The organism is Symbiopectobacterium sp., from assembly GCF_051710365.1.
In the GTDB taxonomy this organism is placed as follows: domain Bacteria; phylum Pseudomonadota; class Gammaproteobacteria; order Enterobacterales; family Enterobacteriaceae; genus Symbiopectobacterium.
Genome location: NZ_JBPETA010000059.1, coordinates 1 through 16,818, shown reverse-complemented (window position 1 = coordinate 16,818; position 16,818 = coordinate 1). Strand labels below are relative to the sequence as shown.

The 16,818-nt window shown below is 51.0% G+C and carries 19 protein-coding genes and 1 pseudogene; all 20 read right to left on the bottom strand.

The window, feature by feature from the left end:
* Positions 1–134 precede the first annotated feature (134 nt).
* A complete protein-coding gene (locus tag ACTBDZ_RS07810; protein WP_438814902.1) occupies positions 135–2,285 on the bottom strand; it encodes a hypothetical protein in 2,151 nt (716 codons plus the stop codon).
* Positions 2,270–3,643 (bottom strand): phage DNA ejection protein, encoded by a 1,374-nt coding sequence (locus ACTBDZ_RS07805; protein ID WP_438814901.1) that lies wholly within the window; start codon positions 3,641–3,643, stop codon positions 2,270–2,272. Before ACTBDZ_RS07805 ends, ACTBDZ_RS07810 begins: the two co-directional genes overlap by 16 nt.
* 9 nt (positions 3,644–3,652) lie before the next feature.
* Complete coding sequence (locus ACTBDZ_RS07800; RefSeq protein ID WP_438814900.1) at positions 3,653–4,327, bottom strand: DNA transfer protein; 675 nt, start codon at positions 4,325–4,327, stop codon at positions 3,653–3,655.
* A 2-nt stretch (positions 4,328–4,329) separates the two neighbouring features.
* On the bottom strand, positions 4,330–4,785 hold the full coding sequence (locus ACTBDZ_RS07795; RefSeq protein ID WP_438814899.1) for a DUF2824 family protein: 456 nt from the start codon (positions 4,783–4,785) through the stop codon (positions 4,330–4,332).
* A gap of 7 nt (positions 4,786–4,792) precedes the next feature.
* Positions 4,793–5,296, bottom strand: coding sequence for a hypothetical protein (locus ACTBDZ_RS07790; RefSeq protein WP_438814898.1), 504 nt, complete (start codon positions 5,294–5,296; stop codon positions 4,793–4,795).
* A complete protein-coding gene (locus tag ACTBDZ_RS07785; RefSeq protein ID WP_438814897.1) occupies positions 5,293–6,714 on the bottom strand; it encodes a packaged DNA stabilization protein in 1,422 nt (473 codons plus the stop codon). The genes ACTBDZ_RS07790 and ACTBDZ_RS07785 overlap by 4 nt, the downstream gene beginning before the upstream one ends.
* Before the next feature lie 9 nt (positions 6,715–6,723).
* Positions 6,724–7,206 (bottom strand): packaged DNA stabilization gp4 family protein, encoded by a 483-nt coding sequence (locus tag ACTBDZ_RS07780; RefSeq protein WP_438814896.1) that lies wholly within the window; start codon positions 7,204–7,206, stop codon positions 6,724–6,726.
* Positions 7,181–7,357, bottom strand: a complete 177-nt coding sequence (locus ACTBDZ_RS07775) for a hypothetical protein (RefSeq protein ID WP_438814895.1) — start codon at positions 7,355–7,357, stop codon at positions 7,181–7,183. The genes ACTBDZ_RS07780 and ACTBDZ_RS07775 overlap by 26 nt, the downstream gene beginning before the upstream one ends.
* 46 nt (positions 7,358–7,403) lie before the next feature.
* Entirely contained in the window at positions 7,404–8,675 is a 1,272-nt protein-coding gene (locus ACTBDZ_RS07770) for a P22 phage major capsid protein family protein (RefSeq protein WP_438814894.1), read from the bottom strand.
* A 12-nt stretch (positions 8,676–8,687) separates the two neighbouring features.
* Positions 8,688–9,581: a phage capsid protein gene (locus ACTBDZ_RS07765; protein WP_438814893.1), complete on the bottom strand. Its 894-nt coding sequence runs from the start codon at positions 9,579–9,581 to the stop codon at positions 8,688–8,690.
* A gap of 13 nt (positions 9,582–9,594) precedes the next feature.
* On the bottom strand, positions 9,595–11,715 hold the full coding sequence (locus tag ACTBDZ_RS07760; RefSeq protein ID WP_438814892.1) for a portal protein: 2,121 nt from the start codon (positions 11,713–11,715) through the stop codon (positions 9,595–9,597).
* 2 nt (positions 11,716–11,717) lie between these two features.
* Positions 11,718–13,133 (bottom strand): PBSX family phage terminase large subunit, encoded by a 1,416-nt coding sequence (locus tag ACTBDZ_RS07755; RefSeq protein ID WP_438814891.1) that lies wholly within the window; start codon positions 13,131–13,133, stop codon positions 11,718–11,720.
* Positions 13,130–13,540, bottom strand: coding sequence for a terminase small subunit (locus ACTBDZ_RS07750; RefSeq protein WP_438814890.1), 411 nt, complete (start codon positions 13,538–13,540; stop codon positions 13,130–13,132). The genes ACTBDZ_RS07755 and ACTBDZ_RS07750 overlap by 4 nt, the downstream gene beginning before the upstream one ends.
* Before the next feature lie 59 nt (positions 13,541–13,599).
* Positions 13,600–13,812 (bottom strand): annotated as a pseudogene (locus ACTBDZ_RS07745) (KilA-N domain-containing protein); the annotation flags it as partial.
* Between the two features lie 271 nt (positions 13,813–14,083).
* Entirely contained in the window at positions 14,084–14,470 is a 387-nt protein-coding gene (locus ACTBDZ_RS07740) for a hypothetical protein (protein WP_438814889.1), read from the bottom strand.
* Between the two features lie 4 nt (positions 14,471–14,474).
* Positions 14,475–14,897 (bottom strand): lysis protein, encoded by a 423-nt coding sequence (locus tag ACTBDZ_RS07735; RefSeq protein ID WP_438814888.1) that lies wholly within the window; start codon positions 14,895–14,897, stop codon positions 14,475–14,477.
* A 75-nt stretch (positions 14,898–14,972) separates the two neighbouring features.
* The gene (locus ACTBDZ_RS07730) at positions 14,973–15,146 is read right to left on the bottom strand and encodes a hypothetical protein (RefSeq protein ID WP_438814887.1); all 174 of its coding nucleotides are present in this window, start codon (positions 15,144–15,146) and stop codon (positions 14,973–14,975) included.
* Positions 15,143–15,829 carry a hypothetical protein gene (locus ACTBDZ_RS07725; protein ID WP_438814886.1) on the bottom strand — a complete coding sequence of 229 codons (687 nt, stop codon included), beginning with the start codon at positions 15,827–15,829 and terminating at the stop codon, positions 15,143–15,145. Before ACTBDZ_RS07725 ends, ACTBDZ_RS07730 begins: the two co-directional genes overlap by 4 nt.
* A gap of 164 nt (positions 15,830–15,993) precedes the next feature.
* Positions 15,994–16,206 carry a hypothetical protein gene (locus tag ACTBDZ_RS07720; RefSeq protein WP_438814885.1) on the bottom strand — a complete coding sequence of 71 codons (213 nt, stop codon included), beginning with the start codon at positions 16,204–16,206 and terminating at the stop codon, positions 15,994–15,996.
* A 14-nt stretch (positions 16,207–16,220) separates the two neighbouring features.
* Positions 16,221–16,643 (bottom strand): hypothetical protein, encoded by a 423-nt coding sequence (locus tag ACTBDZ_RS07715; protein ID WP_438814884.1) that lies wholly within the window; start codon positions 16,641–16,643, stop codon positions 16,221–16,223.
* Between the last annotated feature and the right edge of the window lie 175 nt (positions 16,644–16,818).

Sequence of the window (16,818 nt, the reverse complement as noted above, 5' to 3'; positions counted from 1 at the left end):
ATTGTTAGTATGAATCATGAGAGTTACCTCGTGTTTTGTATAAGGATTGGACACCCATATCAAAACCGGTAACTCTCAACCTTGCAAGGTCCAGTGTCAGATCAAGTCGCGACTAATACAGATTATCGCATTTCTCATTGCGTTTTGGATTGGTCGTCGGTGGCTGTAGCGTCTTGCTGAGACAGCCATGTTATTAATCCAACTCGCCCGAGTGTTTTAGCTTCATCGGTAGATAGGGTTTTCTCCCATCGCTTAAAGGCATTTGACTGCATCACCTTTCTTTCTATCACTCGCCTAACCTCAGCCCTGTCGATTGGTGCGCTTTGTGATCGGAAAAGCATTGATTTGAACTCTGGCGATGAAAGCAATGCATCAGCGGCTTTTATCCTACTGGTCTTCCCTGCCGCTAGCGCCCCAGATATTACACCAGCTGCACCAGCACCAGGGAAACCTGACAAGCTAGTAATTCCCTCTGTCGCTGCCGTCTTTGACGCAATACCATATATCTTTGACAGTCCGCTCTTTTCTTTCAGAAAATTATTTACCTGCTGATCGACAAGGCTGCTTGCATACTGCTTTCCTGTATTGAGGCGGTTCATAGTCTTTGCTGCTTGATAAATCGTATCCAGTCTATTCGCGGCGTCATTTCCAATTGCATCTCGCAGCGCGGACATATTCGACTTATTCCTAGCCATGCCGTTGTACCACTTAACAAATCCATCAACACCGAGTTGCTGACCGGGAGATTTAGCGTTCGCGGTGAATGCCTTGTTCATGGACGTTAACGCAACCTCCTTCCTCATATCCTGAGGTATGGCGCTCATAAGCTGGCGAAAGTCTGATCCATTACCCTGCGACATTCTCACCATCGCTGACTCTACTTTGGGGACGGCGGACTGCTGTAACTTTTTCCCCAAGACAAATTCTGCATTATCTTCAATTCCCTTTCTGGTTTTCACCAGTTCTTTGCCAAGGTTCCACAGCTCGCCAACACCATATTTTTCAGCAACAACCTGCTGATCATCTGTAATAGCGCCATACAGCTGTTTTAGAACCCCGACCTCCTCATCTTTGAAATGCCCCGCCTTACTACCAATGGCCTGTCCAACCTGCTTTCTGACATTATCCAAGCGCCCATAAGTCGGTAGGGTGTTTGGGTCAAGACGCGCAAGAGTCCTCTTTAATATCGGGGTAAGCTCATCTATGCCTCCTAAATCGTCCGCATGATCCTCTAAGAATCTCACGGTGTTGTTAGGCTCAACGCGATCACGGATAGGAACCTTTTGCGCGACCTTGTTGTAAATTTCGTCAGACTGGTTTTGCAGGCTTGATATGGTGCTATCAAACTTTGATGCCAGCCTGTCAGAAACAGCCTGTTTATCCAGATCACCACCAAATGAGGTAATCATCTCATCTGCACGCTTGCCAAGCTCGGAGATGAAACGCTTATGCCCCTCACTGATCTCTGTTCCGGGTAGCGTTGCCACTGCGTTGTCTAGTGCTCTAACAGTAGGGTTTTTTGATACCATTCCGGGCGTGGTGTAATTCTCCATGCCAAGCTCACGAATGGCATTAATGGCGCTCTGATCAGGGTTAACCTCTTGAGCGAACCCCTGAATTGCCCTCTGGTTGCCAAGAATGCTATTCCCCATAGCACCAGATGCTTTATCCAACGTGGCGCTAGCAGAATCACCACCGATGCCAGTAGCGGCGCGGTAAAGATCCCCAGCGCCTTGTTTTACCTTGCTCGCAACCTTACCAACGGCTGGGCCAACAAGCTCCGCCACGGGGCCAGCAACAGCACCAACAGCCGCACCCGTAGTAACATCATTCCCCGTCCCTTTCGCAACAATTCCACCCTCTGCCGCCCCCAATCCCGCCGCCGCCGCCAGCCTTGCCGCGCCAGCAGGCGCTTGAGCTATCAGTCCGCCACCACCAAGAAATGGCGCAGCCTGTCCGACAAACTCACCAACGCCCTGTGAGGTGGATGGCTTGGCAGCCAGCTTCTGCTGAACCGACTTGATCGCCGCTTGCTCTTCTGGTGTCATGTCGTTAAACAAACCAACACCCTTGCCAACATCCATCAACCCGTTGATTACACCAAACATAAAGCGGTCGAAGCCATTGGCGTTGTTAACCACATTTTCCTGTCTGGCGTTTTCCTCGGCTGATATAGATGGCAATTGGTTAGGAGATGAATCCAACACGAATCCTTGAGGCAGACCAGCATTACTTGGTGGAGAATCTAATTCAAACCCTTCCGGTAATCCTACATTGGTTGCCATTGTCCACCCCTAAATATAATCTTCTGACCAGTGCTAGGATTAGTTGCCGTAGCCCCTTCGCTTATTGATCCGGTCGATGGATTTCCAGTAGTGCCACCACCGACCGACCCTTGCGCCCCCGGAACATCTTCAAATAGCTTTGCCTTTCTTGACTGTAATTGGTTTACGAGTCCACTAGGTAGGGTATTGCCGTAAGAAGTAAGATACTCGTCCATCTGCTGATTGAATTTACTTCCCTCGGTATTTGCCATGAGTTTTGATGTGTTAATCAGGTCTGCAACCTGATCATTGTTTAGCATCTTACCGCTTGATAATTGACTTACATAATTACCGAGCGTGCCATAAATCCCATCAGTTCTTTTTACCTGAACCTGCTCACCCTCGCTCACTACAGATTGAGGGTCTAGAGATTTCATGTAGTTAAATATCATCCCTAACTGCGCCGCAGGAGTGTTCCTTTTACCTAATGCTTGAAGGTTTTCCGCAGCACTGCGCATTGCTGAGTAATTTTTTGAATACCCGTTAATATCGCTATTCAGATCTCGCACTAGCTTAGGGTCAATTTTGCCTAGCTCAGCTTGTTTAGCTGAAAGCTCCTGAAGCTTTAAGCCAACATTATCAGAATGAAATTGCGCTCTCTGCGCCCGATCTAAAGTGGCGTTATTTATGTTCGCCCACCCTCTGACGTTCTCCATGTCTGCCTGACGAGCGCTCTCGGTGAGCCTGCCTTGCTCAACGGCCAACTTGCCGCGATCAATTTGGCGTCCTTCTCTCTTGTCCAAGATGTCGTAATACTTATCACCGCTGCCAGCCATGCCCAATGTATCGAAAAACTGCGCCGCTGCTTGCGGGTTCTGCGTTCCTGCCTGCGCCAGAAAATTCGGGTCAGCACCAAGTCTGGTTAGTTCGCCAGAATTAGCACCTATGTATTTCCTGTACGCCTCCGGGCCTTGAGCCAGAGCCATGCGCAATTTCGCCGCCTGATTGGTCATATCGGAACGCTGACCAGCATCGAGACCAGAAACCGCTTGCTGTGCCTGCGCAACGAATGCTGGATTCTTCACAGCAAAATCGCGCAATGCAGTTGTATCGCCAGATTTCCACGCGTTGGCGTGGGCCTGATTGAATGCGGCTTGCGTTTTCTGTAGCTGGTCTTGCTTGTAAGCATCAGACAGCCCTTGAAGACCCTGCAATGCCTGCAAGCCGATATTGTTACCGCCAGCGCGGGCAAATTCGTTGTTCTGGCGAATCAAGCCGAGAGTTGCGTTAACATCACTGGCCTGTGGAGCGTTGGTATTCACCCCGCCGATATCAGCCAGCAAACTACCGCCTGTAGCCCACGGTTGAGTAGTAGCCATAATCACCCCTTAGAACAATGAGCCAAGTAAGCCAAGTCCGCCACCAATCGCCGCCCCCCAAGGGCCACCAATCCCCATACCAAGAGACGCGCCGCTCAATGCCCCGCCGATACCTTGCTGGAATGAAGATGGCTTGTTAGCATTCGCAGCCGCCAGTGATGCCTGCTGTTGGTAGAGCTGACCTGCGTTATTAGCGTAGGTCTGGCCGGCATTAGCCTGACCTTGCAATGCACCAAGACCGATGTTTGCCAGATTCTGGGCGTTGCTCATCTGCCCTGATAACCAGTTCTGGCCCAACGTTGGAGCGATAGATGACAGCATGTTTCCGGTTGCGGTGGAGCCAAGCCCCCCGTTTGCCTCAGCAGCTGCAAGACTCTGATAGCGGGCCTGATTCGCAAGCTGTTTGTACTGGTCAGAATTGTAATAGCTGTTCAGCGCTGAGTTTTGACCACTGAGTGAGGACAAATCCTGCAACTGCGTCACGTATTGCTGGGCCAGTGGCGTGAATGGCGAAAGATTATTCATCACCGTCTGCCACTGCTCGCGCTGTAATGCAGTGGCGCGGTTCATGGCATCAGCTTGAGCGCCTGCCCCATTGTCACTACCACCGCCTTTACCCCCCTTTTCAGGGCACCTGGGTTCTTCGCCGCGCAGTTTCCTGCCCAGCGTAAATGCATATAACATGGTTATCTCCCGTGATTTAGGAAGTCGGTTAGTTCTTCGCGAGTGGCTGAGTAAAAGGTGACGTCATCAACACCTTTGAAGTATTTCTTGATGGTTCCCACGCGATTTAATCCGATCATCGCGCAGTAGATTTGCCCGTGACGGAACTTGCGGGCAGCAAATGATGTGACGCATTGGACATTGGTTTCTGACAGGATGAATCGCCAGAACGCCAGACCGATATCTTTGCTAAATCCTCGAATCTCAGGCAGATACATTGCGTGGCAATCAAAAGTCAGTGGCTGAATCTCTTGGTAGTAGACAATCCCGCCAAACTGTCCGTGTGCATTAACCTCGAAATATCTGCATTCTGGTTTGTAGTCGTAACCGTCTCCGTTATTACTGCCTGCGATGATATCCGGATGATTGCCGACCCCTTCTATAAGGTCGATGTTTCGGGTTGGTTTGAAGCTAATCATAGCTCCCTCAATTGATTAAGCCGTGTGTTCGCGCCATCTGCTCCAGAGCCAGCACTCGCTGGCGGGTAGAGATAAGCGCATCAGCTATGGCCTGTATCTCCTCCTGCGCTGGAGGGGTGCTGACCGGAAACATCTGGTCAGCATCAAAGCTACCTTTATTTTCGGTACCTGTTGCCGCTGTCCACCCTGTTTCACGGGGACCCACCACCTGGTTGTTGTCAATCAGCAGTTTCGTGACGATACCCAGCGATGAGAGCAGAGCCTGCGGTGCGTCCCGCGCTGTCGAAAGATAATCGCGCTCTACCACTGTAACTATCTGTTTTATAGATTTAATTTCTTCCTGACCACTGAAGGCTGTCTGCCCGGCGCTGCTTGCCCGCTGAGCAATCATCCCGATATGGCTTATCAGCGTAATCAGCTGCAACTTGAATACGGGACCCAGCGCATCAGGAATGGAGAGCGGGTCAATTCCGGGTGAACCCTGGAGCGGAGTGTTCAGTTCATCGCTCATGACTCAACCCTCACGGTCAGGCCGGACAGCATCACCGGGGCAGAACTCACGATGCGGAGTCTGAAACCGATGTTCCGGCGAACGCGCCCGACTCTGCGCACCAGGACACGCATGTCATACACGGCAGGTTTATCAAGCACCACCAGACACTCACGGCCAAAATTAATCCCGTCCGGCGTGGCGGAAACAAACAGGGTCCCCGTCACTGAAGAAAGTCCGGAAGAGGATTCCAGACTCAAATCAAACAGCCGGGCATTGTCGGCCGATATCAACGGGGTGAACAGAATATGCTCGGTCATCTCGTCGTAAAGCGAGGACAGAGAAAAATCCACCACACCGACAAGCCCCCGCAGCTTGTCACCCGCCGTTATACGTTCACCATCAAACATAAAATCGCACCCGCAATAAATATCGTCAGCCACACCGGACTTCAGTACCGACCAGGCTGGACCACCTGCACTGACAGATGCATCGTAAACCAGGGTATGACGGGGAAGGTGGATGATTAAAAGCACATGCGACTTAAACGTCAGTGATTCCATGAACGCCGTTGCCAGTTCATCTGCGGTATAACCCAGCAATACAGCATCCACGCTGGCAGTGGACAGAGGCTGGGCTTTCCCGATATCCATAAGCCATACAGACGGAGGTCCGGATGAGGCACCGCTGATAAACGCATAGCTGTTCATGAAACGCGTCTTGCAGTGAACACCCGCTATGCCAACAGGGATGGTCAGTGATGCATTGGGCGCATAGACAGGAGAGCTGGCGTCCACCGCGCCGGTAAGATAAAAAAACTCAATTGACGATGAACCAAAACAGACCACCGAGCCGCGCCATTCTGCTATCGCTTCAATCACATCCGACTGCGCGGTTGCACTGTAGAAGGCCCGGTACCGGTCCGGTTTTGATTCATCTTCCAGATCCGTAATGCCAAACGTGGCAGTGCCGTCTTTCACCCAGATATAACGCCCACCCACATGACATATATCCCTCACAGACCCGATATCATATTGCTCGAACCCGGTGGCCACATCCCAGTTTGCCAGCCATTTTACTTGTCCGTCATACCGGAAAAGCACCAGCTCACCATCAATGGCAACTCCCTGGCTGCTCCCGCTCCCTGACATCGATACCCGCCCATGGCCCCGTGCGGTACCGACTATTGTATTTTCTTTATACACTTTTCCGCCCATTACCCGATAAACTACCCGGTTGTGCGGGTTGAACATCCCCCCCCGGGAAGGGCCATCTGAATCACGAAGCCTGCGCAATCCCGGGAATGAACGCAGATATCCGCCGGCATTCAGAACGGGCTTCTGAACGGCCAGCATGTTTACAGGAATGCGGTCAATATAGTTGAGGTTTTGCGGGTTTCTCCCGTCCCCCCTGATTAAAGGAAGCTGTTGGATTGGCATTCTCTCACCTTATGGATTGAGCACATCGCCGTCAGTTTCCGGCCTATCGTCGGGATAGTAGCGATCTGTGCAGAATGTATCGTATTTGTTGCCCTGACCGGTCGGGAAGTCTCCACGGCGGCGCATTGATGGAATTTTAAGTGTGTCAGTGAGCAATGCGTCATAAGCCTTTGCCGCGCTCGTTTCGATGCGTGGAGTTGGCTCTAGGTTGTAGTCAGACATCATGCGAAGGAGTAGCTGGTAGCCGACCGCGTGCTTGTATTTGCGCGGTATCCCGGAGTCGTCATCCGGCAGTGGGTCTTCATCATCCGCCGTGAACAGGTAGCCGATGTCACCGGGATTAATTTGCCACTCATACAGCATGTCTTCTAAATCAGCAACGCCATCAGCCATTGATTGAGGCTCTACGTCCGTCAGCGTCGCATTCGATGCAACTGCAAACTTACGCAGCGCAAACAGGACTATTTCACCCTTGGTTAGCGTCGTTGCCATTGTCAGCCGCCTTGCGTCCACGTTTAACAACCGGCTTGATGTCGTCAACGGAAGCCACAAAGCCGAGCTTTTGGTAAATCGGGAAATCTTTCTCAACGATAACAGCCTGAACGTGTCCGGCTTCGTTATTTGCTGCGATAAATACGCTCATGCGATCCATATGCGCCTCAAAAAAAAGGGGCCGAAGCCCCTTGTGGTTAAGATTGACCGAAGAACTGTCCGCCAAAGTGAGGGTTAAAGCACACAAACGCAGGTAGGATATCAAACCGCATCATCTGCTTGTTGGCGTCGCCATCTGCGTATTTGTGTACACGGATAGAGAAACCTTCATATGTAGCTACGGCTGAGTCGATGCTGTGCAACTTAGGCAAAGGAAGAGTACCAAGCCCAACAAATTCTTTGTTATAGAACAAGTTAGGCTTCATCGCCTGCGATGCCGTGCCGATCACAGTAACGGAGTCAGCAGCGGCAACAGCACGACTTACGGCGTTGTACTGAGGGTTTGCCGTATCGTAAATGGGTGCGCCAGAAAGAGTAACGGTCACATCCCCAGATGCATTTGAGTTAGCATCTGCCAGCACGGTACCCGTAAAGGAAATTGCTGATGATCCGTTATACAGCACCTGCTTGCTCTGCTGGTTCAGCCAGTAAGTTGAGGTAAACTGAAGTTGATCTCCGGCCTTCAGGAATCCTGTTTTGCTAGCGGTAGCACCTGTCAGAATTACAGTAAACTGATAGCTGTCTTTTATGGTGGTATAGTCAACCGCTGGAGTTGTCTTAACCGTCAAAGTCCCGCCAAACGCGCCCTGAGTGCGAGATGAGAGACCGTTAGACATTAGTGCGCGAATGCCGCCAAAGTTAGAAGGGATCTGCGCATTTTCCCATGCGGTTTTCACCAATGCGTCAGAAGCATGTAGCCCTGTTTGTGCGTCAGCCAGTCGTTGCGCAGACCACGGATCCATGACTGCGTAGGCGTCGCTAGGAGATAGGCCAATGTCCTTCATGAAGGATGCCGTTTGAGCCACGTCTGACCATTTATTGATCGGCGTGCTTGGCGTTCCCAGTGACAGCGCCCCGTTGCGCATCATGAACTGCGCAAGCTCAGTCTCCAAGTCAGTAACCATGCGCTCCTGAATTGGAGCTAGGATTTGCTCAAGCTGGTTCAGCTTAATCGCCTGTTCAAGCTGAGACCACTCTACCGGGACGGTGATGTAGTTGCCTACGCGGCCCGTGGCCTTGCCTGAGATCAGGTTGTTTTTTGCAATACCCGTAATGTCACCACCCGGTGTGCGGATGGATTTGAACTGTTGAGGACGCTTAAAGCTTACGCTGTCACCAGTATCAGCATTGATTTCGCCAGACAGTAACTGTCGGTCTACGGTTTTACACAGCACGAGATCTGACATGAAGCCTTTCAGGAACTTTTTCAGTACGATCTGGCTGACGTTGCTGTCTAGATTGTTTGGCATTTATTCTTTACCTTATTCGATGATTGCGCCGGGGCATGATTTTTGGAAGTCGTCTATTTTCGCGTTGGCCGCCCCACCTCTAACTTCCGGCTCAGGTTTTGGCGTTTGCTTGGCTTTAGGCGCAGGGCGCAAACTGACGTCCCTGCTCATTTGTCCAAGCATGTAAGCGGCGCGAATTGGGTCTTTCTCAGCGGCTAGGCGCTGGCGTAATTGCTGGTTCTTGCCTAGCGCATAGGCGATCAGCTCAGAACCTTCGTCGGCAGCATGGATAAGGATTTCTTTGTGCAGGTCTGACACCTCAGCGCGTGCCACTTCTTCCATCTCGGCATAATCTTTCACCGGCAATTTAGCCGCGCGTTGGCGATGTGCTTCTACTCTCTGCTGGAAACGCTGTTGGTATTCCTGCTGCTGCTGTTGCTTCTGTTTCTGCACCTGCTCGACACGGCTCTTTTTCTCATGCCAATCAGTCACAGCCTGCTCAAACCTGGCTTCGTCGTAGTCGTACGACTCAAGTGTGGGTTTGGGCGGTAATGTTTCTGCTATTGCTGGGGATTGTTCCGCTGGCTTGGCGTGTAGCTCCTCAAGCTGGCGTTTCAGTTCCCGATTTTCTTTCTGTGTTTCCTTGAAGCCTTTGCGAAGGTCTTTAATCCATTGCGGCGCTGGTTTGCCGTCAATGTTTTCGTCATCATCCTGCAAAGAAACTTCTTCATCACCGATTTGCAGTACCTGCTCATCCGGCTGCTCTTCGGCCTGTTCACTCTCGGACTGTTCTTCTGGCTTCTGCGCTTCATCGTGGACTTGCTCCTCACGAGTTTCCGCTTGCTGCTCATTGGTTGTTTCTTGAGCTGTTTCCTGATTTTCAGACAGGGATACAGCCTGACCGTCGATGATCAGTTCGCTTTCCATTTGTTACTCCTGATTAACTCGGCATTGAGTCAGCCGGTGACTGTGGTGATGGGATGCTTTTCTGTTGGGAGACAAACACGTCATTCAGTAGCTGGATGGCGTCCATAACAGCTTTGTCGTCCATGTTGCGGGCTTGCGCCAGCTTGTAAACGGTGTTGGCCTGAGACTCCATTGCATCTTGTTGCGCAGTGAATGCCTTGATTTGGGTTTGTGCTGTTTCGTTCTGCGCCTTCTGCGCTTCTGCTTGTGCAGCGACCATCTGAGCCTGAGCAAGTACCATGTTCGGGTCTTGCTGGCCCTGCTGCGCCATCTGCGCTTGCATAACGATTTGCTGTTCTCTCTGATTACGTGGCTTGACTATGCCAGAGGTAAGCAACTGGTTACGGTTGTACTCTTTGAAGTCATCCAGACCTTCACCATCCATGTTGTCGATGATGATCCCCATGATTGCCGGGCGCATCGGGTCTTGAGGTAACATGCTTTGAAGGATTTGAGTCAGCGCCGAAACGGTAGCGTCACGCCTTGCTGTGTAGCTTGGGCCAACGTCAACGGTAACGTCATATCGCCCAACACTCAGGTCATTGAGTGCAACCACTTGCCCGGTTTGCCTGTCTTTCACCGATACCGACATCAGAGAGATATCGTCAGTGCCATCTTCGTTAACAATGCGAACCTCGCGGTCAGAGCCGTAAACCTCACGCGCCATCGACAACCAGACTTCACCGGCACGCTTAAGGCTTTTCGCCATGTTGTCTAGGTAGATAAAAGATGCCATATCAGAGCGGTTAAGAAGGTTATTAACCGTCTCCTGTGCAACGTTGCTAGGCATTTGCTGCATTGCTTGGCTACTGCCGGTCACTTCTTGAATATCGGAACTCGTCTGCTGTAGTAAGGCTGCTAGAGCTTGGTTTAACACTGCTGGCTGTGTGTAGCCTGCGGGTGTTGCTGGGGCGATAACGTTACCGGACTTATCCTTCACCTCACGCAGCGGCAGGAATGCTGGCCTCTTTTTGTCTCTATCTTCCCAGTGCTTCTCAAGCCCCCTTATCTGCTCCATGCCGACAATGGGTGTTGAACCAGCATCCTGCGCGGCGGTATCAGCCAGCATTGACACCTGTAAGTTGTACAGTCTCTGCGGATCCATTGCTTTGGCAATGTGTCCCTCCAATCGCTCAACGTCATCAATAAACCAGCGTTTACCATACATTGGAATGAGTGGGATGTTTTCACCAGCTATGCGGCGAGGCGTTTCCAGAAATCCCTCACCATCAACGAGAGAGACATACACGCGGCGGCGTTTAACGGAACGGCGAGCAACCTCAACGAAGCCAATCTCAGCCAGTTCGTCGGCAATTGGTTCAAGCTGATCGCTGTCGTATGTCGCTATCTCTCCCGTCATTGGATTCTGATAGCTCACGACATCAACCGATTCTTTTCGCACTTCGTAATATTTTGCGATGTATACGACATCGTTATCAAACCAGTCGTATTTCCAGTCCGTTGCCATCGTGATGTCTAGCGATGCTGGGTCTTTGTCGTATTCAGCCTTGTACTTCTCAGATGAAAGGGAATACATATCGAAAGCCCAGCCAGCGTCCGACTTGTCGTACTTCTTCGCATCAGGGTCGAACCACACAGAGCGTGCTGGGTCGTATATAGGTTCAATGCAAATGCGTTGGCGCTCGTCAAGCGGGTCGTATTCGTTAACGTACTTAGTCGACATACGGAAGCAGCCAAAGCCACCGGTTGCCCCGTCATCGAACGCGTTATCACACGCCTCGCCGCCGTCAGTCTCTTCATAATCAGCGCGGAACAGGCCATTCAGCTTGTTGGCTAGCTCTTCGCTCGCTGCCTTATCTCCCGGGCGAAACTTCACGGTGATGCGGTTGTTGCGGTATTCGGCAATGATTCGGTTAAGCTCGGTCGCAACTTTGTTGATCTCGAATTTCGGGTAACGCTCGAAGCGGTCATTCAGCTTTGTGCCAGATGCCGTGGTTCCTTCCCACTGCCTACCCGGAACGCGAGCAAAGCGCGTAGCCTCAATGCATTTTTCGCGCACACCCTGCTGCGGCGTGTGCGCACGGTCAAACTTGAGCATTATCTGCTCATGTCTCTTTTGTAGTGTTTCTGCCATGATTACCAACCGGAGGATGAAGGAACGTAAATGTCGGTGTCGTCTTTGAATACTGCCGGGCAATGCATAGTCATCATCAGCACGTCAGCAAGGTTGGGTGATGGAATGCCTAGCTTCTGTTTCATGTCCACCTTGGTCATAAGCTCAAGCTTCCCATTGCCGTTGAATTTGCGCTGAATCTGCGTGAGTTCTGCGAACAGCTTTTCAAGCATCTGTTCGCCTATCGCCTCTTTATCGAAGCTCAGTATGTCGTCAGGGTTTGCATACTCACCCTGCACCACTGCTCGGTACGTCAGATAAAGTCTGTCAGCCAGGGTGTAATAGAATTGCGCCCGCTTGTTTCTGAACACGTCGCCGATGGTGCGGATGTTGTCACCATCAACAACCTCGTCAGACCATGCGCCAGACTGATAGGGCGCGTCCTCATCGAATGGGGATTCACTGCCCTTGAACATCGTCGCTGTCACTTTCTTGCCAGTGAAGGAGTCAGTAACCTGCCTACGCAGACCAGCGCCTAGTCCGTCACCATCCCACAAGAAGTGATCTGCGCCGTCACTGATAGCCAGACTTGTGGCCCAATCAGCGCCATCGTTAACGTCAAGCGGTGTCGGCGGTGATGCGACGCGCTTAACCACTGAACCGTGACGCATTGCATAGCCTTTATCATCTGGCCCGGTATCTGATGGGTCGTGCGCAGAGATAACAGCGCCCTTAGCTTTCCAGCCAAGCTTGATGTGCGCGTCAGTAGCCGCTTCTAGCCATTCGCGTTTGATGATTGCCATTTCGCTTGCGCTTACCGGCTCACCCAGCCAGATGTGACGATAAAGGGTTGGGTTTCTCCGCTGGCATTCATCCATTTCCAGCCTAAGAACCTGTGGAAAGTGCGGGTTGTCCGTGTAGTTGACAGTAAGCAGACAGATATCATCAGGCGGCGTGACAACAAACCGCTGATAGGTGTCATCGAGAATGTTTTTCGGGTTGAAGCTCACCCATATTTCAGAGTTAGGCTTTCGAATGGTGGGGATAAGAATTTCCCACGATTCCTTTGTTACAGCTTCAGCCTCTTCCACCCAGCAGATATCGACCCCTTCAAGGGATTTGATCTTTGTCGGGTTGTTCTTGATGCCGTAGAACATGAATTCAGCGTTCGTGCCAAGGTGACGAATCATTGAGCGCTGGATTTCGAACTCTGCCGAATAACCTTCACGCTCTATCGTGTCCTCAAGCAGGCGGATCACCGAATCGCTGATACTGTTCTGTAATTCACGCGCACATAAAATGCGGATTGATTGACGCCTTGCAGCTTCAACAAGAAGCCGCGCTATCGCCCACGACTTACCGCTACCTCGACCGCCTTTGGCGACTTTGTAGCGATGCGCCTTGATGAGCGGTTGAAAGATAGGGTTAATTGTTGTCATTTTCCGAATAGCGCACTCATTGGTGAGGTTTCAATCTGGATAGCGCCGCCGTTTGGCCCTGAGTGCTCAATAATTTGTTTATCAAGCCCGGTCAGCTTGGCTTTTCCCATCGTTGCGGTTACGGCGGCGGATGACTGCGGTGTCTCTGCTTGCAATGCAGCCTGCCGCGCTTCTTCCAACTCAACCAACAAAGAGTCAACTGTCACGTCATGCCTCTGTTTGATTTCACCGCGTAATTCAACGAGTCTTGCCGCGATCTTGCCGTTATCAAGTAACTCTTTTGCCTTGCGGTTAATGCTCTCTGTTTTCATCTTGTCAGCGACATACGCTTTACGGTACGCCTCCGACGCGTTGCCCGTTTCAATGTATGCCTGACAGAAAGCCTCTTGCTTAAGTGTCAGGGCCATAATCATTCCCTCATCCAAACAGCGTCAGCGCTTCTTTTGCGTCCTGAATCGCTTTAAATGTACGTCCCGCCTTTCACGCCGCGCTCCGTGAAAACCACAGATTCGTGGTTTTTCTCCAGCCCTAACAAAAACTTTTTTGTCTGTTTGTTTCGCAAATAATGGTATGGGGACTCAGAATCGCTTTTACCACTTGCTTTCCACATATCAGTCAGGCAAATCATGCCATTTTCTTCTACGCGCACCGGAGTGTTGAATAGTGATAATGATTTCATAGCGGTAGCTACCTTAATAGAAACGAGCCTTGTTGCCCAGAAGCGCCAGCGCATAGAGACGGCTACCGGCCTAAACCAGCATTTCTCCAAGGCTTGTTTCTGTAAGACTCTATGCTTTGATTACGCCGGGCATGGCGTGTGGGATATTGCAGGACACAAAAAAGGCCCGGATTAACCGAGCCTCATTGTTTGGTTTCGCAGCCTTGCCACTTCTTCACAGAGTTGCGCAACCACTTATGGCTTACCCGTCAGCAAGATTGAATCACCATCCTTACGGGGTTACACAATCTGATTCCTTGTCGGGGGAATTCTTTTCGTCGGTGATCCGCTTCTCTTGCTCGGACTTAAATTGCGCCTTGCAGATACTTTGCAGTGAGAACACTGTCGCCAGCACAAACCAGCCTGAGTACACAGCAAAAGAAACATAAGCGATATCAGTAGCGGCGTCGTAAATTCGCCAAATCAAAGGCTGATGCGTGTATTTTTTCTCCAAACTTTCCCGGATTGTAGTCACCATAAAGCCAAGGAGATTCATTGTGCCGAATAGCCATCCCGCAAAGTAGCCAATGTTTGTAAGGCCATCAATTGCATAGAGAGCACCGAATAACAGTGACAGAATTACGATGGCGTCAATGAAGATGCCAGACAGATATTTCATGTGATTACCTCGTGCACTGCTCACGGACGTATTGTTGTAGCCCGGTCAGTTGCTTTGTGATGGTTTCGATTCCGGCTCTGTGACTGTAATAATTTCGTTCAGCGTCTGGAGTAAGTCGGACGGCGGCAGCAGCATCCACGCTGGGGGTGGAGGAGGCTTGCTTGATGATGTTGACGCGCAGCCGCTTACGGCCAGCAGCAACATCACTGCGGAGCTTTTCAATATCAGCTTGTGCATCAAATAGCGCCTTCGTGTATTTCTCATCAAGCGCGGCAACATCACGCTGTCTCGTCTGCAAGTCGGCGATGGTGTCTTTCGCCAGCGCCAAATCGTTTGCCGCTTCGCTGTATGCGTCGTGGTAGTAGTAAACGCCAAATGACAGCAGGCTCAGCAGAGCGACAAGGGCAACGTAGAAATACCGCCTCACGATAGAACCACCCCCAACCATCCGATCCATTAAATGCGAGCAATGCGGCACTTACGAGCGGAAGTTTCCAGCGCATCACTTATCCTGCTTTAATTTTCTATTAGCCATAGCAAGCAAAACATCAAGAAGGATTTTGGCCTGCTCCACACTGGCAACGCCAAACGAAATCCGACCACAGCCCAAATCAGCGAAGCCATCATTCATATAGCGGCATACCAGTTCCAGTTGCTGCTTTTCATGCTTTGTCATTGCAACATTCCCCGTGGCGACATCAGCGATGCAAACATCTCCATACGGTGAGCGACATCGCGTACAGCGTCTGTTGGCGACTTGCCCTGGCGGATGGCCTCATCAAACGCTGCCTGCTCTATCTTCTGCATGCATATGAGAACACCAAGCTGTTGTTCCCCGGCTGTCGGACGCTCTACTGTTCCGAGACCTGCAGCACGATTTTCCGCGCGAGCCAGATTGATGTGATGATGGCGCTGCGCACCCAACGCTTTCAGACCATCACGGCTTTCATGATAGCCCGGCAGATACTCGCGGCGAATAGGTTCTGCGGCGCGACGTTTTGAAAACGCTTTTGTTACATCCAGCTTAAATTGATTCATCCGTTCGGGATCGCGCCCTCGAATAACGCGCATCACGTAATCAAGCTGTGGCTCGTTCAACAGATAACTGACTTCAGGACGCCCACGTTTGCGGCCCGATTTTTCCGATTTCAAATCGGGAAATTCCTTCATTGTCTGACGCGGAAGGATTCCCAGCTGACGCAACTTGCTTTGGTGGGTTTTAATTGTTGCGGTCAAGCTTTCATACTGTATTCCGGCACGCTCCGCAATTATGCGCGAGTCAATACGCGCTTCCTGCTTGTGCTGAGTAAGAACGTTATCCTGTTCATGATTACTGACCGTAGTAATGTCATTTTTCATCACTATTTCCTTTTGGTGATAGAGCCTGCCTCGTAGACATAAGTGGCCCAAGAGTGGTTAGCGATGAAACCGCCACTCTGTCTCAGGCTCATATCCCAAAAGACTCCTGGTTTTATACGCACGAGGATGCGCAGGCGAAAAAAAAGCCCCGCGAGATGCGAGGCTTATCGATTTTTGGTTTTCGGCTGATACTTGCTTGCCCACAGCCTGGCAATATGCAGGCAGTCATCAAACATCTTGCCCCTGGCACTGGCTGACGCACTACGACGGTAATGGTCTACCGCCCTGTCTGCGCCCTTCAGGGCGACCGATGGCTCATAGCCCTGTTTCATCAGTTCAGCGACGACCTGTTTTTCAATGAATGCGATGTGATTCACGATAGTGGCCTTCTTTATTCAAACAAGACATCGCTGAATTGCAGGCTTGCCCATTCGCTTTCTGGTGGCAAAACAAGCATGCCTCGCTCATCTTTAACGCCGACATCCATTAGGGTATCGCCGTATTGGTGCATTAATACATTCATGTATCGGATACCTCGACGATTCAACATGGGAGCCTTCCCTCCACAAATGATGGCGCGAGGATCAGGCGTCAAAGTAAACGGCTCAAGCAAACGAAGACAAAATGCCGCCCTTTTCGGCGGCGATATTTTCGATAAGTGGTCATCGAGGAAGCCACAAAGGAAATAGCGGCAGACTTCGATGTCACCAGCCTGATAGCGGTATACCGGGCGACGGTTAGTCGCCATCAGGTAGTAGATGTAGGCATCCGCGACGCGCCAGCAAAAGCATTCTGGGGCAGGAATATTGCTCATTGTCTCCCCCTTAAAATGTCAGCAACAATTGAGCTTCTTCAATCAGCACTTTAATTGTATTAGTCGCGACTTGATCTGACACTGGACCTTGCAAGGTTGAGAGTTACCGGTTTTGATATGGGTGTCCAATCCTTATACAAAACACGAGGTAACTCTCATGATTCATACTAACAAT